Annotated in this window: 19 protein-coding genes; 11 read left to right on the forward strand and 8 right to left on the reverse strand. The window is 71.4% G+C overall.

Annotated elements, in window-relative coordinates:
- Positions 1-9: 9 nt before the first annotated feature.
- From ABD743_RS22205 to ABD743_RS22225, 5 genes are read right to left on the reverse strand one after another with little or no spacing between them, the layout of a single operon-like run.
- Entirely contained in the window at positions 10-447 is a 438-nt protein-coding gene (locus ABD743_RS22205; protein WP_344724072.1) for a hypothetical protein, read from the reverse strand.
- The gene (locus ABD743_RS22210) at positions 444-752 is read right to left on the reverse strand and encodes a hypothetical protein (RefSeq protein WP_344724073.1); all 309 of its coding nucleotides are present in this window, start codon (positions 750-752) and stop codon (positions 444-446) included. The genes ABD743_RS22205 and ABD743_RS22210 overlap by 4 nt, the downstream gene beginning before the upstream one ends.
- 11 nt (positions 753-763) lie before the next feature.
- Positions 764-1,909, reverse strand: coding sequence for a vWA domain-containing protein (locus ABD743_RS22215; protein WP_344724074.1), 1,146 nt, complete (start codon positions 1,907-1,909; stop codon positions 764-766).
- Positions 1,906-2,802, reverse strand: a complete 897-nt coding sequence (locus tag ABD743_RS22220) for an AAA family ATPase (protein WP_344724075.1) — start codon at positions 2,800-2,802, stop codon at positions 1,906-1,908. The genes ABD743_RS22215 and ABD743_RS22220 overlap by 4 nt, the downstream gene beginning before the upstream one ends.
- A 31-nt stretch (positions 2,803-2,833) precedes the next feature.
- Positions 2,834-3,139, reverse strand: a complete 306-nt coding sequence (locus ABD743_RS22225) for a hypothetical protein (protein WP_344724076.1) — start codon at positions 3,137-3,139, stop codon at positions 2,834-2,836.
- Between the two features lie 129 nt (positions 3,140-3,268).
- On the opposite strand from ABD743_RS22225, the gene ABD743_RS22230 reads away from it, so the two are divergent.
- Positions 3,269-4,216: a LysR family transcriptional regulator gene (locus ABD743_RS22230; protein ID WP_344724077.1), complete on the forward strand. Its 948-nt coding sequence runs from the start codon at positions 3,269-3,271 to the stop codon at positions 4,214-4,216.
- 579 nt (positions 4,217-4,795) lie between these two features.
- Here ABD743_RS22230 and ABD743_RS22235 read toward each other — a convergent pair.
- Complete coding sequence (locus tag ABD743_RS22235) at positions 4,796-4,936, reverse strand: hypothetical protein (protein ID WP_344724078.1); 141 nt, start codon at positions 4,934-4,936, stop codon at positions 4,796-4,798.
- Positions 4,937-5,055: 119 nt separating this feature from the next.
- Here ABD743_RS22235 and ABD743_RS22240 point away from each other — a divergent pair, with 119 nt between their 5' ends.
- Genes ABD743_RS22240 through ABD743_RS22255 form a run of 4 tightly spaced genes read left to right on the forward strand, consistent with a single transcriptional unit; the run spans position 5,056 to position 7,784 of the window.
- Positions 5,056-6,450 carry an ATP-binding protein gene (locus tag ABD743_RS22240; RefSeq protein WP_344724079.1) on the forward strand — a complete coding sequence of 465 codons (1,395 nt, stop codon included), beginning with the start codon at positions 5,056-5,058 and terminating at the stop codon, positions 6,448-6,450.
- Positions 6,451-6,470: 20 nt separating this feature from the next.
- Positions 6,471-6,848 carry a roadblock/LC7 domain-containing protein gene (locus ABD743_RS22245; protein ID WP_344724453.1) on the forward strand — a complete coding sequence of 126 codons (378 nt, stop codon included), beginning with the start codon at positions 6,471-6,473 and terminating at the stop codon, positions 6,846-6,848.
- Positions 6,845-7,228, forward strand: a complete 384-nt coding sequence (locus ABD743_RS22250) for a DUF742 domain-containing protein (RefSeq protein ID WP_344724080.1) — start codon at positions 6,845-6,847, stop codon at positions 7,226-7,228. Before ABD743_RS22245 ends, ABD743_RS22250 begins: the two co-directional genes overlap by 4 nt.
- Positions 7,218-7,784: a GTP-binding protein gene (locus tag ABD743_RS22255; protein ID WP_344724081.1), complete on the forward strand. Its 567-nt coding sequence runs from the start codon at positions 7,218-7,220 to the stop codon at positions 7,782-7,784. Before ABD743_RS22250 ends, ABD743_RS22255 begins: the two co-directional genes overlap by 11 nt.
- A 17-nt stretch (positions 7,785-7,801) precedes the next feature.
- Here ABD743_RS22255 and ABD743_RS22260 read toward each other — a convergent pair whose 3' ends face one another.
- Positions 7,802-8,482: a hypothetical protein gene (locus tag ABD743_RS22260; protein WP_344724082.1), complete on the reverse strand. Its 681-nt coding sequence runs from the start codon at positions 8,480-8,482 to the stop codon at positions 7,802-7,804.
- A gap of 216 nt (positions 8,483-8,698) precedes the next feature.
- Here ABD743_RS22260 and ABD743_RS22265 point away from each other — a divergent pair, with 216 nt between their 5' ends.
- Positions 8,699-9,886 (forward strand): winged helix DNA-binding domain-containing protein, encoded by a 1,188-nt coding sequence (locus ABD743_RS22265; protein ID WP_344724083.1) that lies wholly within the window; start codon positions 8,699-8,701, stop codon positions 9,884-9,886.
- Positions 9,887-9,901: 15 nt separating this feature from the next.
- On the opposite strand, the gene ABD743_RS22270 is transcribed toward ABD743_RS22265, so the two are convergent.
- On the reverse strand, positions 9,902-11,173 hold the full coding sequence (locus ABD743_RS22270; protein ID WP_344724084.1) for a PucR family transcriptional regulator: 1,272 nt from the start codon (positions 11,171-11,173) through the stop codon (positions 9,902-9,904).
- 179 nt (positions 11,174-11,352) lie between these two features.
- Here ABD743_RS22270 and ABD743_RS22275 point away from each other — a divergent pair, with 179 nt between their 5' ends.
- Genes ABD743_RS22275 through ABD743_RS22295 form a run of 5 tightly spaced genes read left to right on the forward strand, consistent with a single transcriptional unit; the run spans position 11,353 to position 16,270 of the window.
- A complete protein-coding gene (locus tag ABD743_RS22275) occupies positions 11,353-12,162 on the forward strand; it encodes an ABC transporter ATP-binding protein (protein ID WP_344724454.1) in 810 nt (269 codons plus the stop codon).
- Complete coding sequence (locus ABD743_RS22280; protein WP_344724085.1) at positions 12,159-12,878, forward strand: ABC transporter ATP-binding protein; 720 nt, start codon at positions 12,159-12,161, stop codon at positions 12,876-12,878. Before ABD743_RS22275 ends, ABD743_RS22280 begins: the two co-directional genes overlap by 4 nt.
- A 34-nt stretch (positions 12,879-12,912) precedes the next feature.
- Positions 12,913-13,791: a branched-chain amino acid ABC transporter permease gene (locus ABD743_RS22285; protein WP_344724086.1), complete on the forward strand. Its 879-nt coding sequence runs from the start codon at positions 12,913-12,915 to the stop codon at positions 13,789-13,791.
- Entirely contained in the window at positions 13,791-14,942 is a 1,152-nt protein-coding gene (locus ABD743_RS22290; protein ID WP_344724087.1) for a branched-chain amino acid ABC transporter permease, read from the forward strand. The genes ABD743_RS22285 and ABD743_RS22290 overlap by 1 nt, the downstream gene beginning before the upstream one ends.
- Positions 14,939-16,270 carry an ABC transporter substrate-binding protein gene (locus ABD743_RS22295; RefSeq protein ID WP_344724088.1) on the forward strand — a complete coding sequence of 444 codons (1,332 nt, stop codon included), beginning with the start codon at positions 14,939-14,941 and terminating at the stop codon, positions 16,268-16,270. Before ABD743_RS22290 ends, ABD743_RS22295 begins: the two co-directional genes overlap by 4 nt.
- The last annotated feature ends 17 nt before the right edge of the window (positions 16,271-16,287 follow it).

Here is a 16,287-nt window from a genome sequence, read left to right on the forward strand (position 1 = left end):
TCATGGTGATCAAGGACCGTCCCGCCGGTGCGGCGGCAGGGGTGCCGTGTTCGGGGCGTCGGAGTACTCGCCGATCCACTCGTCACGCCAGGCGTTGTCGTACTGCTGCTCGTTGCAGAACGGGTGGTACACCGCCACCAGTTCGTTGGTGATCATCTCCCGGTGCGGCCGGTTTCCCCCGGGCACCTCCAGGAACGCGATGTGCACCTTCCATTTCGACCCGGCGCGCTGGGTCCAGCACCGCGCCCGCCGGTGTGTGAACGGGAAACCTTCGGCCGCGAGGTCGTCGGCGTGCCCGACGTAGATCACCGCGTACGTCTCGGGCTTCGATTCGGGGTCGGGTTTGTAGAGGATGGCGTAGACCCCTGGCCGGGCGGGCGGGGTCCAGCCGCCGAGCACGCGGGGACCGGAGAAGGCGTACCCCGCGAGGGAGCCGAGGCGGATCATCCCTGCGCCAGGTCCGGGTCGGCGTCGATCTCCCGGTCCTCGTCCTCGCTCACCGCCTCCACCCGCACGACCGGGTAGTCGGGGAGGCCTGCCCTGGCCACCGCGGCGGCGAACTCCGCGCGTCCCTTCTCGACGGCCTCGTCGCGGGTGTCGGCGACAACGACGAGCTGGGCGCCGTAGCGGGTGGTGCCGATCCCGGTGGCGATCCCGCCGCTGGGCGCGACGGCGTCGGCCAGCTCGACGACCTCCTCCAGCTGCATGACGCGGTCGCCCTCGGCCTCGATGCCGACGCTCCACCTGGTCATCTGCTCCCCTCTCACCGGGCCAGCGTCGGGAGCAGCTCCGCGAGCTCGGCGAGGCTGCTCAGGTCGTGCCCGGACAACAGGACGTCGATGTGCGGCTCGGCCACCATCATCCCGACGGTCCGCGGGCGGTGGCCGGGGTCGTCGCCCCGGTGCGGGTTCATCCAGACGATGTGGTGGCACAGCCGGCTCAGCCGTTCCATGGCGGTGGCGAGTGTGTCGGGGGCACCGCGGTCCAGGCCGTCGGAGCAGATCACCACCACGCCCCCGCGACAGACGCCGCGGCGGCCCCAGCCGCGCACGAACTCGTCGAGCGAGTCGCCGATGCGGGTGCCGCCCTCCCAGTCGACGACCAGCTCGGCGGCCTCCGCCAACGCCTGGTCCGGGCTGCGGCGCTGGAGTGGGACGGTGATCCGCGTCAGCCGGGTGCCGAAACAGAACACCTCCACCCGCTGCGTCGCCCGCCGCGCCGAGTGGGCGAACTGCAGGAGCGCGCGCGAGTAGTCGGCCATCGAGCCGGAGACGTCCAGGATGAGCACGAGCGGGCGCAGCTTGTGTCGCCGCCGCTTCCACCGCAGGTGGACCGGCTCGCCGTGCATCCGCAGCGACTCCCGCACGGTCCGGCGCAGGTCGGGACGGCGGCCACGCGACGACGGACGGGTGCGGCGGGTGCGGCGACGCGGCGGGGTGAGCCGGATCCGCTCCATGATCCGCCGCAACGAAGCGAGCTCGTCGGGGGTGCAGGCGGCGAACGACTTGTGCCGCAGCGTCTCGACGTTCGACGCCAGGAGCCCGAGCAGCGCCTCGTCCTCCTCCTGCTCCGAGCCGGCCGGGTCGACGGCAGGGACCTGGAGAACGGCCTCGGACTCGGCGGTGGACCTGGCGGTGAGCTGGAGCAGCTCCTCGACGGGGTTGCGCTCGCCCAGGAAGAACTCGCGGAAGACGTCGTCGTATCCGGGGATGTCCTCGTGCCGGCTGATCAGCGTGGTGCGTCCGGCCCAGTAGAGGTCGACGAGGTCGGTGGGGTCGAGCGGGACCATGGCCGCGCAGTACGTGGAGATGTCCCCCGAGCCGACCGAGATCCCCCGTGCCCGCAGCGCGCGGCCGAACGCGACGAGCACCCGTACGAGCTCGTGGCCTGCGATCCGTGTGCCGGTCACGCCTGGGACGTGATCTCGTCGAGGTTGTCGCGGGCCAGTTCCATGTCCTCCCGCTCCTTGAGCACCGAGCCGAGCGTGAGGTCGGCGGCGTCGGCGGTCAGCGTGGTCTCGCCGAGGAAGTCCAGCGTGCGGGCCCAGTCGATCGTCTCCGCGACGCCGGGGGGCTTGGCGAGATCGAGCTCGCGCAGCCGGTGCACCGCGGCCACGACCTTGCGGGCGAGCGCCTCGCTCACCCCGGGCCGACGGACCAGGACGATCTCGACCTCCCGATCGAGGGACGGGTAGTCGATCCAGTGGTACATGCACCGTCGCTTCAGGGCGTCGTGCAACTCGCGCGTGCGGTTGGAGGTGAGCACGACGAAGGGCGGGGCCGGCGCGGCGATCGTGCCGACCTCCGGGATGGTGATCTGGAAGTCCGACAACATCTCCAGCAGGAAGGCCTCGAACTCGTCGTCGGCGCGGTCGATCTCGTCGATCAGCAGCACGGCGCGATCGCCGGACCGAACCGCCTGCAGCAGGGGCCGCTCCAGCAGGAACCGCGGCCCGAACAGTTTGTCGACGGCTGTGTCGTCTCCTGGATCCTCGTTCTCCCCGACGGTCGCGCGCTCCGACATGGCTCGGATGTGCAGCAGCTGCCGCGCGTAGTCCCACTCGTAGAGCGCCTGGCTGGTGTCGATGCCCTCGTAGCACTGCAGACGGATCAGGTCGCGTCCCAGTACACCGGCCAGCACCTTCGCGATCTCGGTCTTGCCGACCCCTGGCTCGCCCTCGAGCAGGAGCGGGCGCTGCAGCGACAGCGCGACGAACACGGCCGTCGACAGCCCTCGGTCGGCGAGGTACTGGCCCCGGCGCAGCGTCTCGGTCAGCTCGGCGACGCTGGTGGGTGAGCTCACGGTCGGGGTCCTCCAGCTGCCGGGTGCGGGCTCAGCGCTCGTTCTGCTCCGGCCCCATGACGAGGTCACGCACGCTCCTTGCGCCGGGGACGATCTTGCCCTCGCGGGCGAGCCGGTCGCGCCATGCGCTGCGGAGATCGTCGCCGACGGGGCCTGCGGTGGAGTCGGTGTCGGCGCCGCCGTTCGCGATGCCGCCGAAGCCGATGTTCTTCATGTTCTTGCACACCTTGGTGGTGCTGGGCGCATCGATGTCGGCGGCGGACTGGCTCTGGGCCTTCCAGATGCCGCGCAGCACCGGCAGCGCCTCGCTCTCGGGGGCGTCGCTCTCGTGGGCCATGTCCGCACCCTCCTCGCCGCACTGCGGGAAGACATCAGCCTAGTCGCGGACCATGCTGCTGGGCCCCGGGACAAGGGGCAATCGGTGAATAACCCTTTGCTTAGTCGTGTGCTGGGTCACAATTCAGCTATGACGCTGACGCAGCTGAGCGCCTTCGTGCTGGTCGCCCGGCTCGGCTCGGTGAAGGCAGCCGCGAGCGCGCTCGGGGTGAGCGAGCCCGCCGTCTCCCAGGCGCTCGCCGCCCTGCGCAAGTACCTCGACGATCCCCTCCTCACGCGCAGCGGCGGCGGGATGGCGATGACGCCCGGCGGGAGCAGGCTGCTGACGATCGCCGCGCAGATGGTGTCCCTCGGAGCCGAGGCCGAGTCGGCCGTCCGGTCGGCGAAGGGCGCCGCCGAGCAGCTGCGGCTGGTCGCGCCGAGCGCCATCGTCGAGTTCGTCGCGGGGCCGCTGGCCGATGCGTTCACCGCACGCTCGGCCGGATCGATCGAGGTGTCGGCCGGGGTGTCGGCCACCGCGGAGATGGCCGTGCTGGTCTCGCAGCGTCTCGCCGACGTGGCGCTGGGCCCGTATCTGGGCGCCGACCGCAGCCTGGGACTGGTGAGCGAGCCGATCTTCCGCTGCAGGCTCGTGGTGCTCGCGTCGCCCGACGCGCGGTTGCGCGGCTCGCCCACTCAGTGGCCGTGGCTGGTCGAGCCTGCGGCCACCGACCCGGGCAGCGACGTCAGCCGGCTGCTGCGCGGGCTCGGCGTGCCCGAGTCGCGCCTGAGCGTCTTCCCCAACCAGATCGCGGCGTGGGAGGCCGCGGCCCGCGGGGCGGGTGTCGCCCCGGGGATCGCCCACCTGGCCGTGCACCAGTTGCGCCGCCGCGAGCTGCAGGTGGTGGACGTTCCGGGTACCCCGCTGGAGCTGTGCTGGCACGCCACCACCCCGCCGGTCGACCGGCGCTCGGCCGCGGCGGCCTCGCTTCGCCATTTCCTCGGCACCCCCGAGGCGATGAAGCTACTGCGATCTCCCGGAGCGGGAGTGCCGCCGTCGCGGTTCCGGCCCCCTGTGTATGTGACGATCTGGAGCTGACCGGGGCGCCGGGAACCCGCCGCCCTCCCCCGTTCCTCGTAACCCACTACACCATCGAGTGTCCACCGATAGGCCGGCCGCGTGCAATTTTCTGTCATTCCGTGAGCGGTTCTTCACACTGCGTCAGATCGCTGTAGCCTCGCCACCACTCCCCAGTGACGAGGTCTCAGGAACGGTGCGACACACGATGTGGAGATCGGTCCTCGATACGCTCCCCCGCGGTTACTCCCTCGACGAGAGGGACTGGCAACGCCGGCACCGGCTCCTCCTGGGGGTCCTCGCCACGCACGTTCCGGGGCTCGCACTGTTCGGCCTACTCCTCGGACACCCACTGCTGACGGTGGCATACGTGCTGGTCACACCCGGTGTGTGCCTGGCGTTCGGGTACTGGCTGCGGAGCAGGCGCCGCACGGCGGCGGTGCTCGTGACCGCGGGGCTCGTGTACTCGTCGGCCGCCCTGGTGGGGCTGACCGGAGGCACCATCGAGGCGCACTTCCATTTCTTCATCATCATCGGATTCATCTCCCTGTACCAGGACTGGGCGCCTTTACTGTTCAACATCATTTTTACGGTGATCAGTCACGGGATCGGCTCGGCGTGGCACCCGACATTGATCTTCAACCACCCCGCGGCGCAGGCGAATCCGTGGCTCTGGTCGGCGATCCACGGCGTGGCCGTCCTTCTCGCCTGTGTGGGCATGACGCTCTTCTGGCGGGTCACGGAGGAATCGCAGCGGGAGAAGGACACGATGTCGCGCCGGCTCTCCGACGCCGAGATCGGCCGCCGCCAGTTCGCCTCGGATCTGCTGGTGAACCAACCTCGCACGGCGCAACCAGAGCATGCTCTACCGGCAGCTCGACATCATCAACCAGCTCGAGGAGTCCGAGCGCGACCCGGACGCGCTGGCCGAGCTGTTCAAGCTCGACCACCTGGCCACCCGTGTCCGTCGCAACGCCGAGAGCCTGCTCGTGCTCTCGGGCGAGCAGCCATCCCGTACGTGGAGTGCGCCGGTGCCGCTGCGTGACGTCGTGCGAGCGGCCGTCGCGGAGATCGAGCACCTCGAGCGCGTCATCCTCGTCGTCGACGAGCGCCCGGCCGTCTCCGGGAGCAGCGTCACCGACCTGACGCACCTCATCGCCGAGCTCACCGAGAACGCCGTGCGGTTCTCGCCGCCGGACACCATGGTCACGATCCGATCGTGCCCGGACCGAGCCGCCCGGGGTGGACAACTCATCACCGTCGAGGACTGGGGCGTCGGGATGCCGCGGGACGAGCTGGTCGCTGCCAACCACCTCCTCGCCGACCCTCCGGAGGTCGACCTCTCGGTCGCGCAACGTCTCGGCTTCCACGTCGTCGCCCGACTCTCCGTGCGGCACGGCATTCGCGTGTCGCTGACCGCCTTCCCCGGATCCGGGCTGACCGCGATGGTGGCGTTGCCCGCCGGGATGTTCGAGGCCCCGCCGTTCGACGTCCCACCCCCGAAGACAGAGCTGTTCGCGCCGTCGATGTCCGAGCCGGCGTCGGCCGCACCGACCCGTGACCTGCCGACACAGTCCGCACCGGCGACGTCCCGGCGGAACGGGTCGGTCCGGCCCGGGACGACCCGCAACGGATCGACGCCGTCAGTCGGCACCACACGGAACGGGTCGCCGGTGCGGCGCCGCCCGCCCGAACCAGTGCCCGCCGCCGAGACCACCTGGCCCGGCTGGTGGGACCGGCCCCTCGCCGGTCCCGCCAGCACCACCCCGCCGGACCACCTCCAGACCAGCGGCACCGTCACCCCCGCCGAGCATGCCCCGCCGGCGGCCGTGGCGGTGCCGTTACCTCGCTGTCCCACCCCCGCCGGCGGCACGCCGGCCCCTGACCGTTCCCCAGCCGAGAGCCCGCCGGCCCCGGATGACAACCATGCGGCCATCCCGCCGACCCCCCGGGATATCACCGCTGTCGCCCGGGTGCCGGCGCCTCGACCTGCCGAGCCGGTGGGCCCACCAGGCGCCGCACTGTCACCTCCGGCCCGGCTCGACCACGATCCGGCGGGCCGGCACACCCTTCGCCGGCGCGTCCCCCAGGCGAGCCTGGCTCCGGGCTTGCGCGAGCCCGATCACCGGGTCGTACCCGCGGATCACCACACGACGACGGGCAGCGCGGACGCCGCGAACGCGCTCTCCCGCTACCAGGCCGGCCGGCAGGCCGCGCTGGCCGTCGCGGAGAACGGGAGTGGAGGACTGTCGTGACCGACGGGACGCTCAACTGGATGCTCGTCGAGTTCGCCCGGGAGACGCCCGGCGTCGAGCAGGTGGTCGTCGTCTCCGGCGACGGGCTGCGGCTCGCCACGTCCCCCGGAGTCGACGAGGACCTCGCCGACCAGCTCTCGGCAGCGGCGTCGGGGCTCGTCAGCCTCGCCCGGGGAACGGCGCAGCTGCTGGACGCCGGACCGGTGACCCAGACGATCCTCGAGATGGAGGAGGGCTACCTGTTCGTCACCACGATCAGCCAGGGCTCCACCCTCGCCGTGCACGCCGCGCGGCGCTGCGACATCGGGATGATCGGCTACGAGATGACCTTGCTGGCCGCCCGAGTCGGACACGCGTTGACCCCGGCGACCCGCGCCGAAGCCGGGAACCGTTCGTGACGCGGCCGGGCGGAGCGGCGGGGAACGCCGCCCAGGAGCGCCACGACGACCGCGTCGTCCCGGTGTACGCCGTGACGGGAGGCCGCACCCGCTCCGCGGGGCCCGACCTCCCGGTCGAGTCGCTCGTGGTCGCGACCGACCGGTGGGCCGGCGACCTGCAGAAGGAGCACCGGATGATCATCGAGCTGGCCACCCGTCCGGTGTCGCTCGTGGAGGTCGGTGCGCGGCTGGGCGTACCGGTCGGGGTGGCAAGGGTGCTCGTGAGCGACCTCGCCGACGCCGGGTTCCTCATGGTGCACACCCCGCCACCGGTAGGCCGGGACGGTGGCCCTGCCACCGCGATGCTGCAGCGCTTGCTGGACGGTCTCCGTGCCCGATGACGCCGGCCCGGTGCCGCTGAAGATCGTCGTGGCCGGCGGGTTCGGCGTCGGTAAGACGACGCTGGTGCGTGCTCTGTCGGAGATCCCGCCGCTGCTGACCGAGGAGGCGTTGACCTCCGCGTCGGTGGGGGTCGACGACGTCACGGCTCTGCCGGGTAAGCGCACCACGACCGTCGCGATGGACTTCGGCCGGATCACGGTCGACGACGCGCTGATCCTCTACCTCTTCGGCGCACCGGGGCAGGAACGATTCTGGTTCATGTGGGACGAGCTCGCCCGCGGCTGCGTCGGAGCCGTCGTGCTCGTCGACCTGCACCGGATCGAGCAGTGCTTCCCGGCCGTCGACTACTGCGAGAACCGGCGACTGCCGTTCGTCGTCGCGCTGAACCTCTTCCCCGGCACGTCCACCTTCCCGGTCGAGATCGTGCGCGACGCACTCGCCCTCTCCCCGGAGGTCCCGATCGTGAGAATGGACGCCCGCAACGGCGACTCCTGCCTCTCCACGGTGATCACACTGGTGGAGCACGCCCTGGAGCGCACGACGGTGGCGCACTGAGGCGCTCGCCGCTCGTGTCAGAGGCAGGCAGGCACCTTTCCGTTCTGCCCGATCGGAACGATCAATCCCCCGTAGACCCACTGATCGAAGCGGTCACCGGGAGAAGAATTGTAGAACTTGCTGGTCGGCTGATCGGACGGCCAGTTGACCCTGTACCACATCGCACCGTTCGGATCGCCGGGGGTGGGATTGAAACCGGTGTCCTTCCGGCATTCGACCCAAACAGATGTGTTGTACGCGGCTGTTCCGACCTGCACACCGTCGGCGGTACCGGTCGTGCGGACCTTCAACCCCAGGTTCGGGTCCGCCACCACCACGAACGGCCACGGTCCCGTGCCGTCAGGATTTTTCTCGGCGTACTGCTCGGCCGACTTCCGAATCTGTTCCGCACCCGGGTTCAGAGGCAGGGCACCCTTGAATTCGTCGACCTCGCGGAAGTAGTTGTTGGTGATCGTCCCGTCGCCCTGGACGACCTGGTTGGAACTACCTTCGACATTCTGCGCAGGCTTGTCGTCGACCAGTTGCAGAAAAGTGAAAATCCCACTGAGCGCGGCAACGATTATCCCGGCGATCGTCCACGCCAAAGTTCTCCGGGCAACCCGAAAACCGGCAACGGTCGCAGTGTGCGCCCGCTCTTCGAGAGGGTTGTCGGGACGCACCCCGGACTGCTCATCGGAGCTGCTGAGGTCGGTTGACACGCCGACTCCTTGGACGTCGAGAAGCCCGCGCGAAACCGCGAAAGGAGCGGGCCGCTCACTGATGGATGCCTGCAAAGGAGAACCGGGTGATTGTGGCCCGGCAGTGCGGAACTACTGTATCTCCCACGTCGCCAGTGCGGTTGCAACGTTACCCGGCCCCAGTCATGCGACCGCCCACCGGTTTTCCTGGGCGACGAATGGTCCATCATCCTCGCCATGGCGGCTGATCCGGTCATCACCACAGCACAGCGGCGCGCACGGCTCGGACAGCGCCATCTCCTCACCCCCGGGCGTTCCGCACCGGGCTCGGTGTCCGGGGTTGTCGAAGTGGCCGACGCTCTCGTCGCCCTGCACGCCACCGACCCCGCGTCCGTCGTGCTCGCCGTGCTCGCCCGGTCGGCCGCCGACGTCCCGACGGTCGAGCGGGCGCTGCACGACGAGCGCGCGCTGGTGCGGATGCTGTCGATGCGGCGCACGGTGTGGGTGGTGGCGCTCGACGTCGCCCCGGTGGTGCAGGCCGCGTGCACGCTCGACGTCGCCGCCGTGCAGCGCCGCCGGCTCGTGGAGCACATCGAGCGGGCGGGCGTGATCCAGGACGGGGCGACGTGGCTCGCCGACGTCGAAGCCTCGGCGTTGCAGGCGCTGGTCAAGCGTGGCGAGGCCACGGCGGTGGAACTGGTGGCCGACGAGCCCCGGCTGCGCACGCAGATCGTCGTGCCTCCCGACGACACCCCGCAGAACATGACGAGCCGAGCCTTGCTCGTGATGGCGGCGGACGGCCACATCGTCCGCGGCCGTCCCCTCGGCGGCTGGACGTCCACGCAGTACCGCTGGTCACCGGTGTCGGCGTGGTGGCCGGACGGCTTTCCCGCGCTGGAGCCGGACGCCGCGCGCACGGAGTTGGCGCGGCGGTGGCTCACCGCGTTCGGTCCCGCGCCGGTTGCCGACCTGAAGTGGTGGACGGGCTGGACGATGGCGCGCACCCGCGCCGCGCTGGCCGCGGTGGGTGCCGTGCCCGTCGATCTCGACGGCGTCCCGGGAGTGGTGCTGCCCGACGACATCGAGCCCGTGGCGGAACCGGAGCCGTGGGTGGCCCTGCTCCCCGGGCTGGACCCGACGCCGATGGGCTGGCAGGAGCGCGGCTGGTTCCTCGGGGAGCACAAGGCCCCGCTGTTCGACCGCAGCGGCAACATCGGCCCGACGGTGTGGTGCGACGGCAGGATCGTCGGCGGCTGGGCACACCGCGCGGACGGCACGGTGGCGCTGCGGCTGCTGGAGGACATCGGTGCCGAGGCGACCGCCGCCGTGCACGCGGCGGCCGAGCGCCTCGCGGGCCGGGTGGGCGGCGTCCGGGTCACGCCGCGGTTCCGCACGCCGCTGGAGCGCGAGCTCGTCAGTTCCTGACCGCGTTGCCGCAGGTCAGCGGTCGGCCGGGAAGCCGCCCGCCCGCGCCGCCATCACCCCGAGTGTGAGCAGCAGCCGGTCGCGGGGATCGCCGATGGAGCGGCCGGTGGCCGCCTCGATCCGCCGCATCCGGTAGATCACGGTGTTGCGGTGGCAGAACAGCGCCGCCGCGGCGTGGGTCGGGGAGCCTCCGTTCGCCAGTAGCTCCTGCAGGGTGTCGAGCAGCATGTCCCGGTCGGCGGCGGGCAGGTCCAGCAGGCCGCCCAGCGCGCTTCGCACCACCCGGGGCACCAGCTCCGGGCTGTCCACCAGCAGCGCCTCGGGCAGTCGCTCGTCGAGCACCACCAGACCGGGCTCGACCAGGGTGCGGGCCGCGGTGTGGGCCATCCGGTAGCCCGCATCGATCGCGCCCAGGCCGTCGACCACCGGGGAGACGCCCACCCGGCCCTCGGCGCACGGGCGCAACGCCTCGACGGCCACCTCGAGCGGTCGTGACCCCAGCGCCACCAGGCCGACCTCGTCGCGCGGGCGCATGAACCAGGCCGAGACGATGCCGTGGGCCGCCAGCGCCTCCAGCGGCGACCGCAGCGGATCCTCGCCGGTCGGCTCGAGCGGCGTCACCACGCACAGCATCGGGCCGCGCTCCGGCATCCCGAGCACGGTGGCCGCCTCCCGGAGGAACGCCGGGTCGCTCCCGCGGCCCTCGATGAGGCCGTCGATCACGGCGTGGCGCCTGCTGAGGTCGTGGCTCTGCAGGCGCAGTTCCTCGAGCCGGTAGGCCTCGACCAGCGCCGTCGCGCTGCTGTCGTTGACGCGCCAGACGTAGCTCGCCGCGTCGAGCAGCGCGCTGTCGTAGCGCCCGGAGAAGCGGCCGCGGGAGGTGTTGAGCAGGGCCTCCCACATGACGCGCCCGCCCAGCCGGTACGCCTTGAGCACCACCTCGAGCGGCACGCCCTGGCGCGCACGGAGGCGGCCGGTCCGCCGCGAGGTGTCCTCGGGGTCCACGCCGCCCGGCACTTGCTCGGCGAGCGTCTGCACCCCGCGTTCCATGTTCGCGCGGCACGCGCTGCGCAGCTCCTCCACCATGTCGAGCTCGGCGTAGATCGGCTCGCGCTGCAGCACCATCACCGTGAGCCGGTCGGCCAGGCCGTCGACCTCGCCGATCAGCACGCCCCCCAGGACGCGCAACGCCTCGGCGGACTCCTCGGGGAGGGGGCGCCGCGCGACGCCCGTGCGCGCACCGGTGGCCCGGCGGCCTTCGCCGGCGGTCCGCCGGGTGGGGATCATCCCGGCACTGTGCAACAGACCGCACAGCGCCGTCCACTACTGCGGGCGCACTGCCCAGTCGATCGGAAGGGATCTTGGGCTCTGAGCACATGGTGCGGACTGGGCGCAGCGCCCAAAGTTGGGCCACCCCGGTGATCGGGGTCACCGCCGCCCGCCACCCGGGAGACGCCCACGTGTCAGTGTCGACATCGCCCACCGGGCCGACGGCGTCCCCGGACGCGTCGGCCGTCTTCGCGGTCAGCGGAATCGGGGTCCGGTTCGGCGGCCTCGTCGCGCTGGACGACGTGTCGCTCACCGTCGGCCCGGGCGAGGTGCACGGCGTGATCGGGCCGAACGGCGCGGGCAAGACCACTCTCTTCAACGTCTGCTGCGGCTTCGTCCGCCCCGACACGGGCACGGTGCTGCGCCACGGCCGGCCCGTGCGGGACCTGCGGCCCCACCGGCTCGCGGGGATGGGCATCGCGCGCACCCTGCAGGGGGTCGGGCTCTTCCGCGGGCTCACTGTCGTGGAGAACGTGATGGTCGGCGCCGACCGGCACCGCCGGGCAGGTTTCGCCGCCACGCTGTTCGCGTTGCGCACGTCGGACCGCGACGAGCGGGCGCTGCGCGAGCGCGCGATGGCCGCGCTCGCCGAACTCGGGGCCGACGGCTACGCGACCCGGCTGCCCGGGAGCCTCCCGTACCCGGTGCAGAAGCGGGTCGCGCTCGCGCGGGCGCTCGCCACCGAACCCGACCTGCTGCTGCTCGACGAGCCTGCGAGCGGCCTGAGCAGCGACGAGATGAGCGAGCTCGGCGAGCTGATCCGGAGGCTGACGAGCCGGATGTCGGTGGTGCTGGTCGAGCACCACATGGACCTGGTGATGTCGGTCTGCGACCGGATCACCGTGCTCGATTTCGGCAAGGTCGTCGCCGACGGCACCCCCGACGAGGTGCGCGACGACCCCGCGGTGATCGACGCGTACCTGGGCGAGGAGGCCACTCACTCATGAGTACGGGGACGCTGGAGATCTCCGGCCTGACCACGGCCTACGGTCCGGTCACCGCGCTCGACTCCGTCGACATCACCGCCGAGCGGGGGCAGGTCACCGCCGTGCTCGGCGCCAACGGGGCCGGCAAGTCGACGCTGCTGCGCACGGTGTCCGGGCTGGTCCGGCCGGTGTCGGGGACGGTGTTCCTGGACGGCGCCGACCTGACTCGCGCCCCCGCCGAGGCGATCGCCCGCGCCGGGATCGCGCACGTCCCCGAGGGCCGCGGCGTGATCACCGAGCTCACGGTGGAGGAGAACCTGCGCCTCGGCGCACTGCTGGGCGCCTCCCGCAAGCGCACGGAGCACAACCTGGCCCGGGTGTACGAGATGTTCCCGGCGCTCGCGGAGCGCCGCCGCCGCGACGCGCACGTGCTCTCGGGCGGCGAGCGGCAGATGCTCGTGATCGGACGTGCCCTGCTGTCCGGGCCCGACGTACTGCTGCTCGACGAGCCGTCGCTCGGGCTGGCGCCCCGGATCGTCGCGCAGATCTTCGGACTGCTGCGCGAGCTGGTCGACAGCGACGGGGTCACGGTGCTGCTCGTCGAGCAGAACGCGCGCAGCGCCCTCTCCATCGCCGACGTCGGGATCGTGCTCAACCTGGGCCGGGTGGTGGCCCGGGACAGCGCGGACGCCCTCGCCGCCGACGACGGTCTGCGCCACGCGTACCTGGGCTTCTGATGCGCACGGTCACGAATCTCTGGAGAGGAGAGCAGTGCAGCAGTTCCTCAACGTCACGCTGACCGGGCTCGGCCAGGGTGCCGTCTACGCGGCCTTCGCGCTGGCCCTGGTGCTGATCTGGCGGTCCACCCGGATCGTCAACTTCGCCCAGGGCGCGATGGCCATGTTCACCACCTACCTCGCGCTCACGGTGATCGAGGGCGGCCAGTCCTACTGGGTGGCGCTCGTGGTCGCGCTCGTCACCGGTCTGGTGCTGGGCGCCGGCATCGAGCGGCTGGTGATCCGGCCGGTCGAGGGCGGCCCCGAGCTCAACGCCGTGATCGTGACGCTGGGCCTGTTCGTGGCACTGCAGGCGCTGGCCGCCATCCTGTTCGGCTCCACGTTCCAGTCCTTCCCCGCGCCGTTCGACCTGCGCGGGTTCACCGTGGGAGGGGTCAACATCGCGTTCACCCCGAACAGCATCTACATCATCGTGGCCGTCGTCGTGGTGATGCTCGGCCTGGTGGCGCTCTTCCGCTTCACCGACCTCGGCCTGAAGATGCGGGCCGCCGCGTTCAACCAGGAGGTGTCGCGGCTGCTCGGCGTGCGCGTCGGTCGCATGCTCACGCTCGGTTGGGCGCTGGCCGCGGGGGTCGGGTCGCTGTCGGGCCTGCTGATCGCGGGCGGGAGCCTCGTCTTCCCCGCCTACATGGACGCCGTGATCGTCTACGGGTTCGTCGCGGCTGTGCTCGGCGGGCTCGACTCGCCCGCGGGCGCCGTGGTCGGCGGCCTGACGATCGGGTTGCTGCTGTCCTATGTGAGCGGTTACCTCGGCAGCGAACTGGTGGCGCTGGCTGCACTCGTCATCCTCGTCGCGGTGCTGCTGGCGCGTCCGCAGGGCCTGTTCGCCCGCACCGCGGCGCGGAGGGTCTGATGTCCCAGCAGACCGACGAGCCCGCAGCCGCCGCACAGGCGTCCTCCCCGCTCACCACCGAGGCTTCGCAGCCCCGCCGCCTGGACGCCCTGCGCCGCAGGCTGCCGCGCTCCACCTTCGGCCGGCACGCGCTGATCGTCGTCGTGGCGCTGGTCGCCGTGGTGCTCGTGCTGGAGCTGACGAGCCCGTTCCGCAACTCCCAGTTCGCCACGATGTCCTACTACGCGATCGCCGCGGCGGGCCTCACCGTGCTCACCGGGCTGAACGGGCAGATCTCGCTCGGTCACGGCGCGCTGATGGCGGTCGGTGCCTACACCACAGGGCTGCTGCTCGGCGACGACGGCACAGGCCTCCCGCTGCTGCTGGTCATGGTCATCGCGGCCGTCGTCACCGCGCTGGTCGGCGCGGTTGTCGGCGCGGCCGCGGCCCGGCTGCACGGGCCCTACCTGGCAGGCGCCACGCTCGCGCTGGCCGTCGCGGTGCCGGGGCTCGCGATCTACTTCGACCACACGCTCGGCGGCGAACAGGGCCTCCCGGTCGCATCGCCCGACGTCCCCGACTGGTTCTCCGACGCCGTCTATTTCCTCTCCGCCAACGAGACGCCCACCGCCAAGTACCTCGCCTACCTCGGCTGGGGGACCTTGCTGCTGGTGCTGCTGCTCCTGGCCAACCTGATGGCCGGGCGCACCGGACGGGTCTGGCGTGCCGTGCGCGACGACGAGGTCGCGGCGGAGCTGGCCGGCATCCGGCTGGGCCGCGTCCGCGTGCTCGCGTTCGTCGTCAGCGCGGTCTGTGCCGGGCTGGCGGGGTCGGTGCTGGGCATCGTCGTGCGGCTGGCCGCGCCCAGTGGTTTCACCATCGTGCTGTCGCTGGGGCTGCTCACGGCGGTGGTCGTCGGCGGGCTCGGCAGCCTCGTCGGCGCCCTGCTCGGCAGCGCGCTGCTGGTGTTCCTGCCGCCCGCCGTCACGAACATCGGCATCGGTGCGGGACTCGACGGCACCCAGGCCGCACAGCTCGCGCCGTTCGTCTACGGCGTGGTGCTCGTGCTCGTGATATTGCTCGCGCCGTCGGGGGCCGTCGGCGTGGTGAAACAGATCTGGAACCGAAGCCGGACGAACCGCCGGGAACCCTCGACGAGGAGGTCAGGATGATCAGGAGAAGCAGGCGCTGGGCGCCGGCCGCGGCAGCGGTCGCAGCAGCGCTGGTTCTCACCGCGTGCGGAGCGGGTGGGCGGCCCGACGGCGGGTCCGGAGACGGCGCGGCGCCGTCCGTCGGGATCACGGAGACGTCGGTGAAGGTCGGGGGGCACTTCCCGCTCACCGGTGTCGCCGCGCCCGGCTACAGCGAGATCCCGACCGGGACGAAGGCCTATTTCGACTTCGTCAACGCCGCGGGCGGCGTGAACGGGCGGAAGATCGACTACGTCTACCGCGACGACGCGTACAACCCGACGCAGACCAGCCAGGTCGTCAACGAGCTCGTGCTGCAGGACCAGGTGTTCGCGATCCTGAGCGGTCTCGGCACCCCCACGCACTCCGCGGTGCTCGACTACCTGAACAGCGAGGGCGTGCCCGACCTGTTCGTCTCCTCCGGCTCGCTGCTGTGGGACCAGCCCGACAAGAACCCGCAGACCTTCGGCTGGCAGCCCGACTACGAGATCGAGGGCAAGATCGTCGGGCAGTACGTGTCGCAGAACTTCCCCAACGCGAAGGTCGGCCTCTTCCTCCAGGACGACGACTTCGGTCGCGACGGCGAGCTCGGCGCCCGCCGGTTCCTCGACAAGCAGATCGTTGCGGCGGAGCGCTACACCCCCGGCAACACCGACGTGGCCCCGCAGATCGCGGCCTTGCAGGCGTCGGGCGCGGACCTCGTGATCGGCTTCAACGTGCCGTCCTACACGGCGCTCTCGCAGCTTCAGTCGCTGCGGCTGAACTACAAGCCACAGTGGATCTACTCCAACGTCGGCTCCGACCCGGGCCTGGTCGGGTCGCTCCTTGCCCGCTTCTCGGAGGGCGCCGTCACCGACGCGGCGATGCTCGACGGCGTGATCACCACCGAGTACCTGCCCGGTGTGGACGCTCCGAACGACCCGTGGACGCAGCTGTTCCAGCGGGTGTGGGACCAGTACGGCGGCGACGGCGACCTGACGAACTACCGCATCTACGGCATGTCCCAGGCCTACACGTTCGTCCAGGCTTTGCAGGCGGCCGGCGCCGACCCCACGCGCGAGAGCATCGTGCAGGCCATCGAGCGGTCGGGCGCGCAGTTCCAGGGACCGTGGATGGCGCCGTTCCGGTTCTCGGCCGATCGGCACGCCGGCATCTCGGGAGTGGAGGTCACCCGCATCAAGGGAGGCACCACGGAGAGCCTCACCCCCGTGCTGGTGACGGACAACGGTGACGGACCGATCACCGAGGCGACGCAGCAGGAGACAGCACCACCGGCCAACGGCATTCCGACCGTGCCGGCCTCCGGCTGAGTCCCGGGCAACCGCTC

It is taken from the genome of Pseudonocardia yunnanensis (genome assembly GCF_039534065.1).
GTDB lineage: Bacteria > Actinomycetota > Actinomycetes > Mycobacteriales > Pseudonocardiaceae > Pseudonocardia > Pseudonocardia yunnanensis.

Excerpts from the sequence above, each read along its gene's own strand:
- ABD743_RS22280 (WP_344724085.1), top strand. The coding sequence starts at position 12,159 with ATGAGTACGGGGACGCTGGAGATCTCCGGCCTGACCACGGCCTACGGT.
- ABD743_RS22265 (WP_344724083.1), top strand. The coding sequence starts at position 8,699 with ATGGCGGCTGATCCGGTCATCACCACAGCACAGCGGCGCGCACGGCTC.
- ABD743_RS22210 (WP_344724073.1), bottom strand. The coding sequence starts at position 752 with ATGACCAGGTGGAGCGTCGGCATCGAGGCCGAGGGCGACCGCGTCATG.
- ABD743_RS22295 (WP_344724088.1), top strand. The coding sequence starts at position 14,939 with ATGATCAGGAGAAGCAGGCGCTGGGCGCCGGCCGCGGCAGCGGTCGCA.
- ABD743_RS22225 (WP_344724076.1), bottom strand. The coding sequence starts at position 3,139 with ATGGCCCACGAGAGCGACGCCCCCGAGAGCGAGGCGCTGCCGGTGCTG.
- ABD743_RS22230 (WP_344724077.1), top strand. The coding sequence starts at position 3,269 with ATGACGCTGACGCAGCTGAGCGCCTTCGTGCTGGTCGCCCGGCTCGGC.
- ABD743_RS22240 (WP_344724079.1), top strand. The coding sequence starts at position 5,056 with ATGCTCTACCGGCAGCTCGACATCATCAACCAGCTCGAGGAGTCCGAG.
- ABD743_RS22290 (WP_344724087.1), top strand. The coding sequence starts at position 13,791 with ATGTCCCAGCAGACCGACGAGCCCGCAGCCGCCGCACAGGCGTCCTCC.
- ABD743_RS22245 (WP_344724453.1), top strand. The coding sequence starts at position 6,471 with ATGCTCGTCGAGTTCGCCCGGGAGACGCCCGGCGTCGAGCAGGTGGTC.
- ABD743_RS22205 (WP_344724072.1), bottom strand. The coding sequence starts at position 447 with ATGATCCGCCTCGGCTCCCTCGCGGGGTACGCCTTCTCCGGTCCCCGC.
- ABD743_RS22270 (WP_344724084.1), bottom strand. The coding sequence starts at position 11,173 with ATGATCCCCACCCGGCGGACCGCCGGCGAAGGCCGCCGGGCCACCGGT.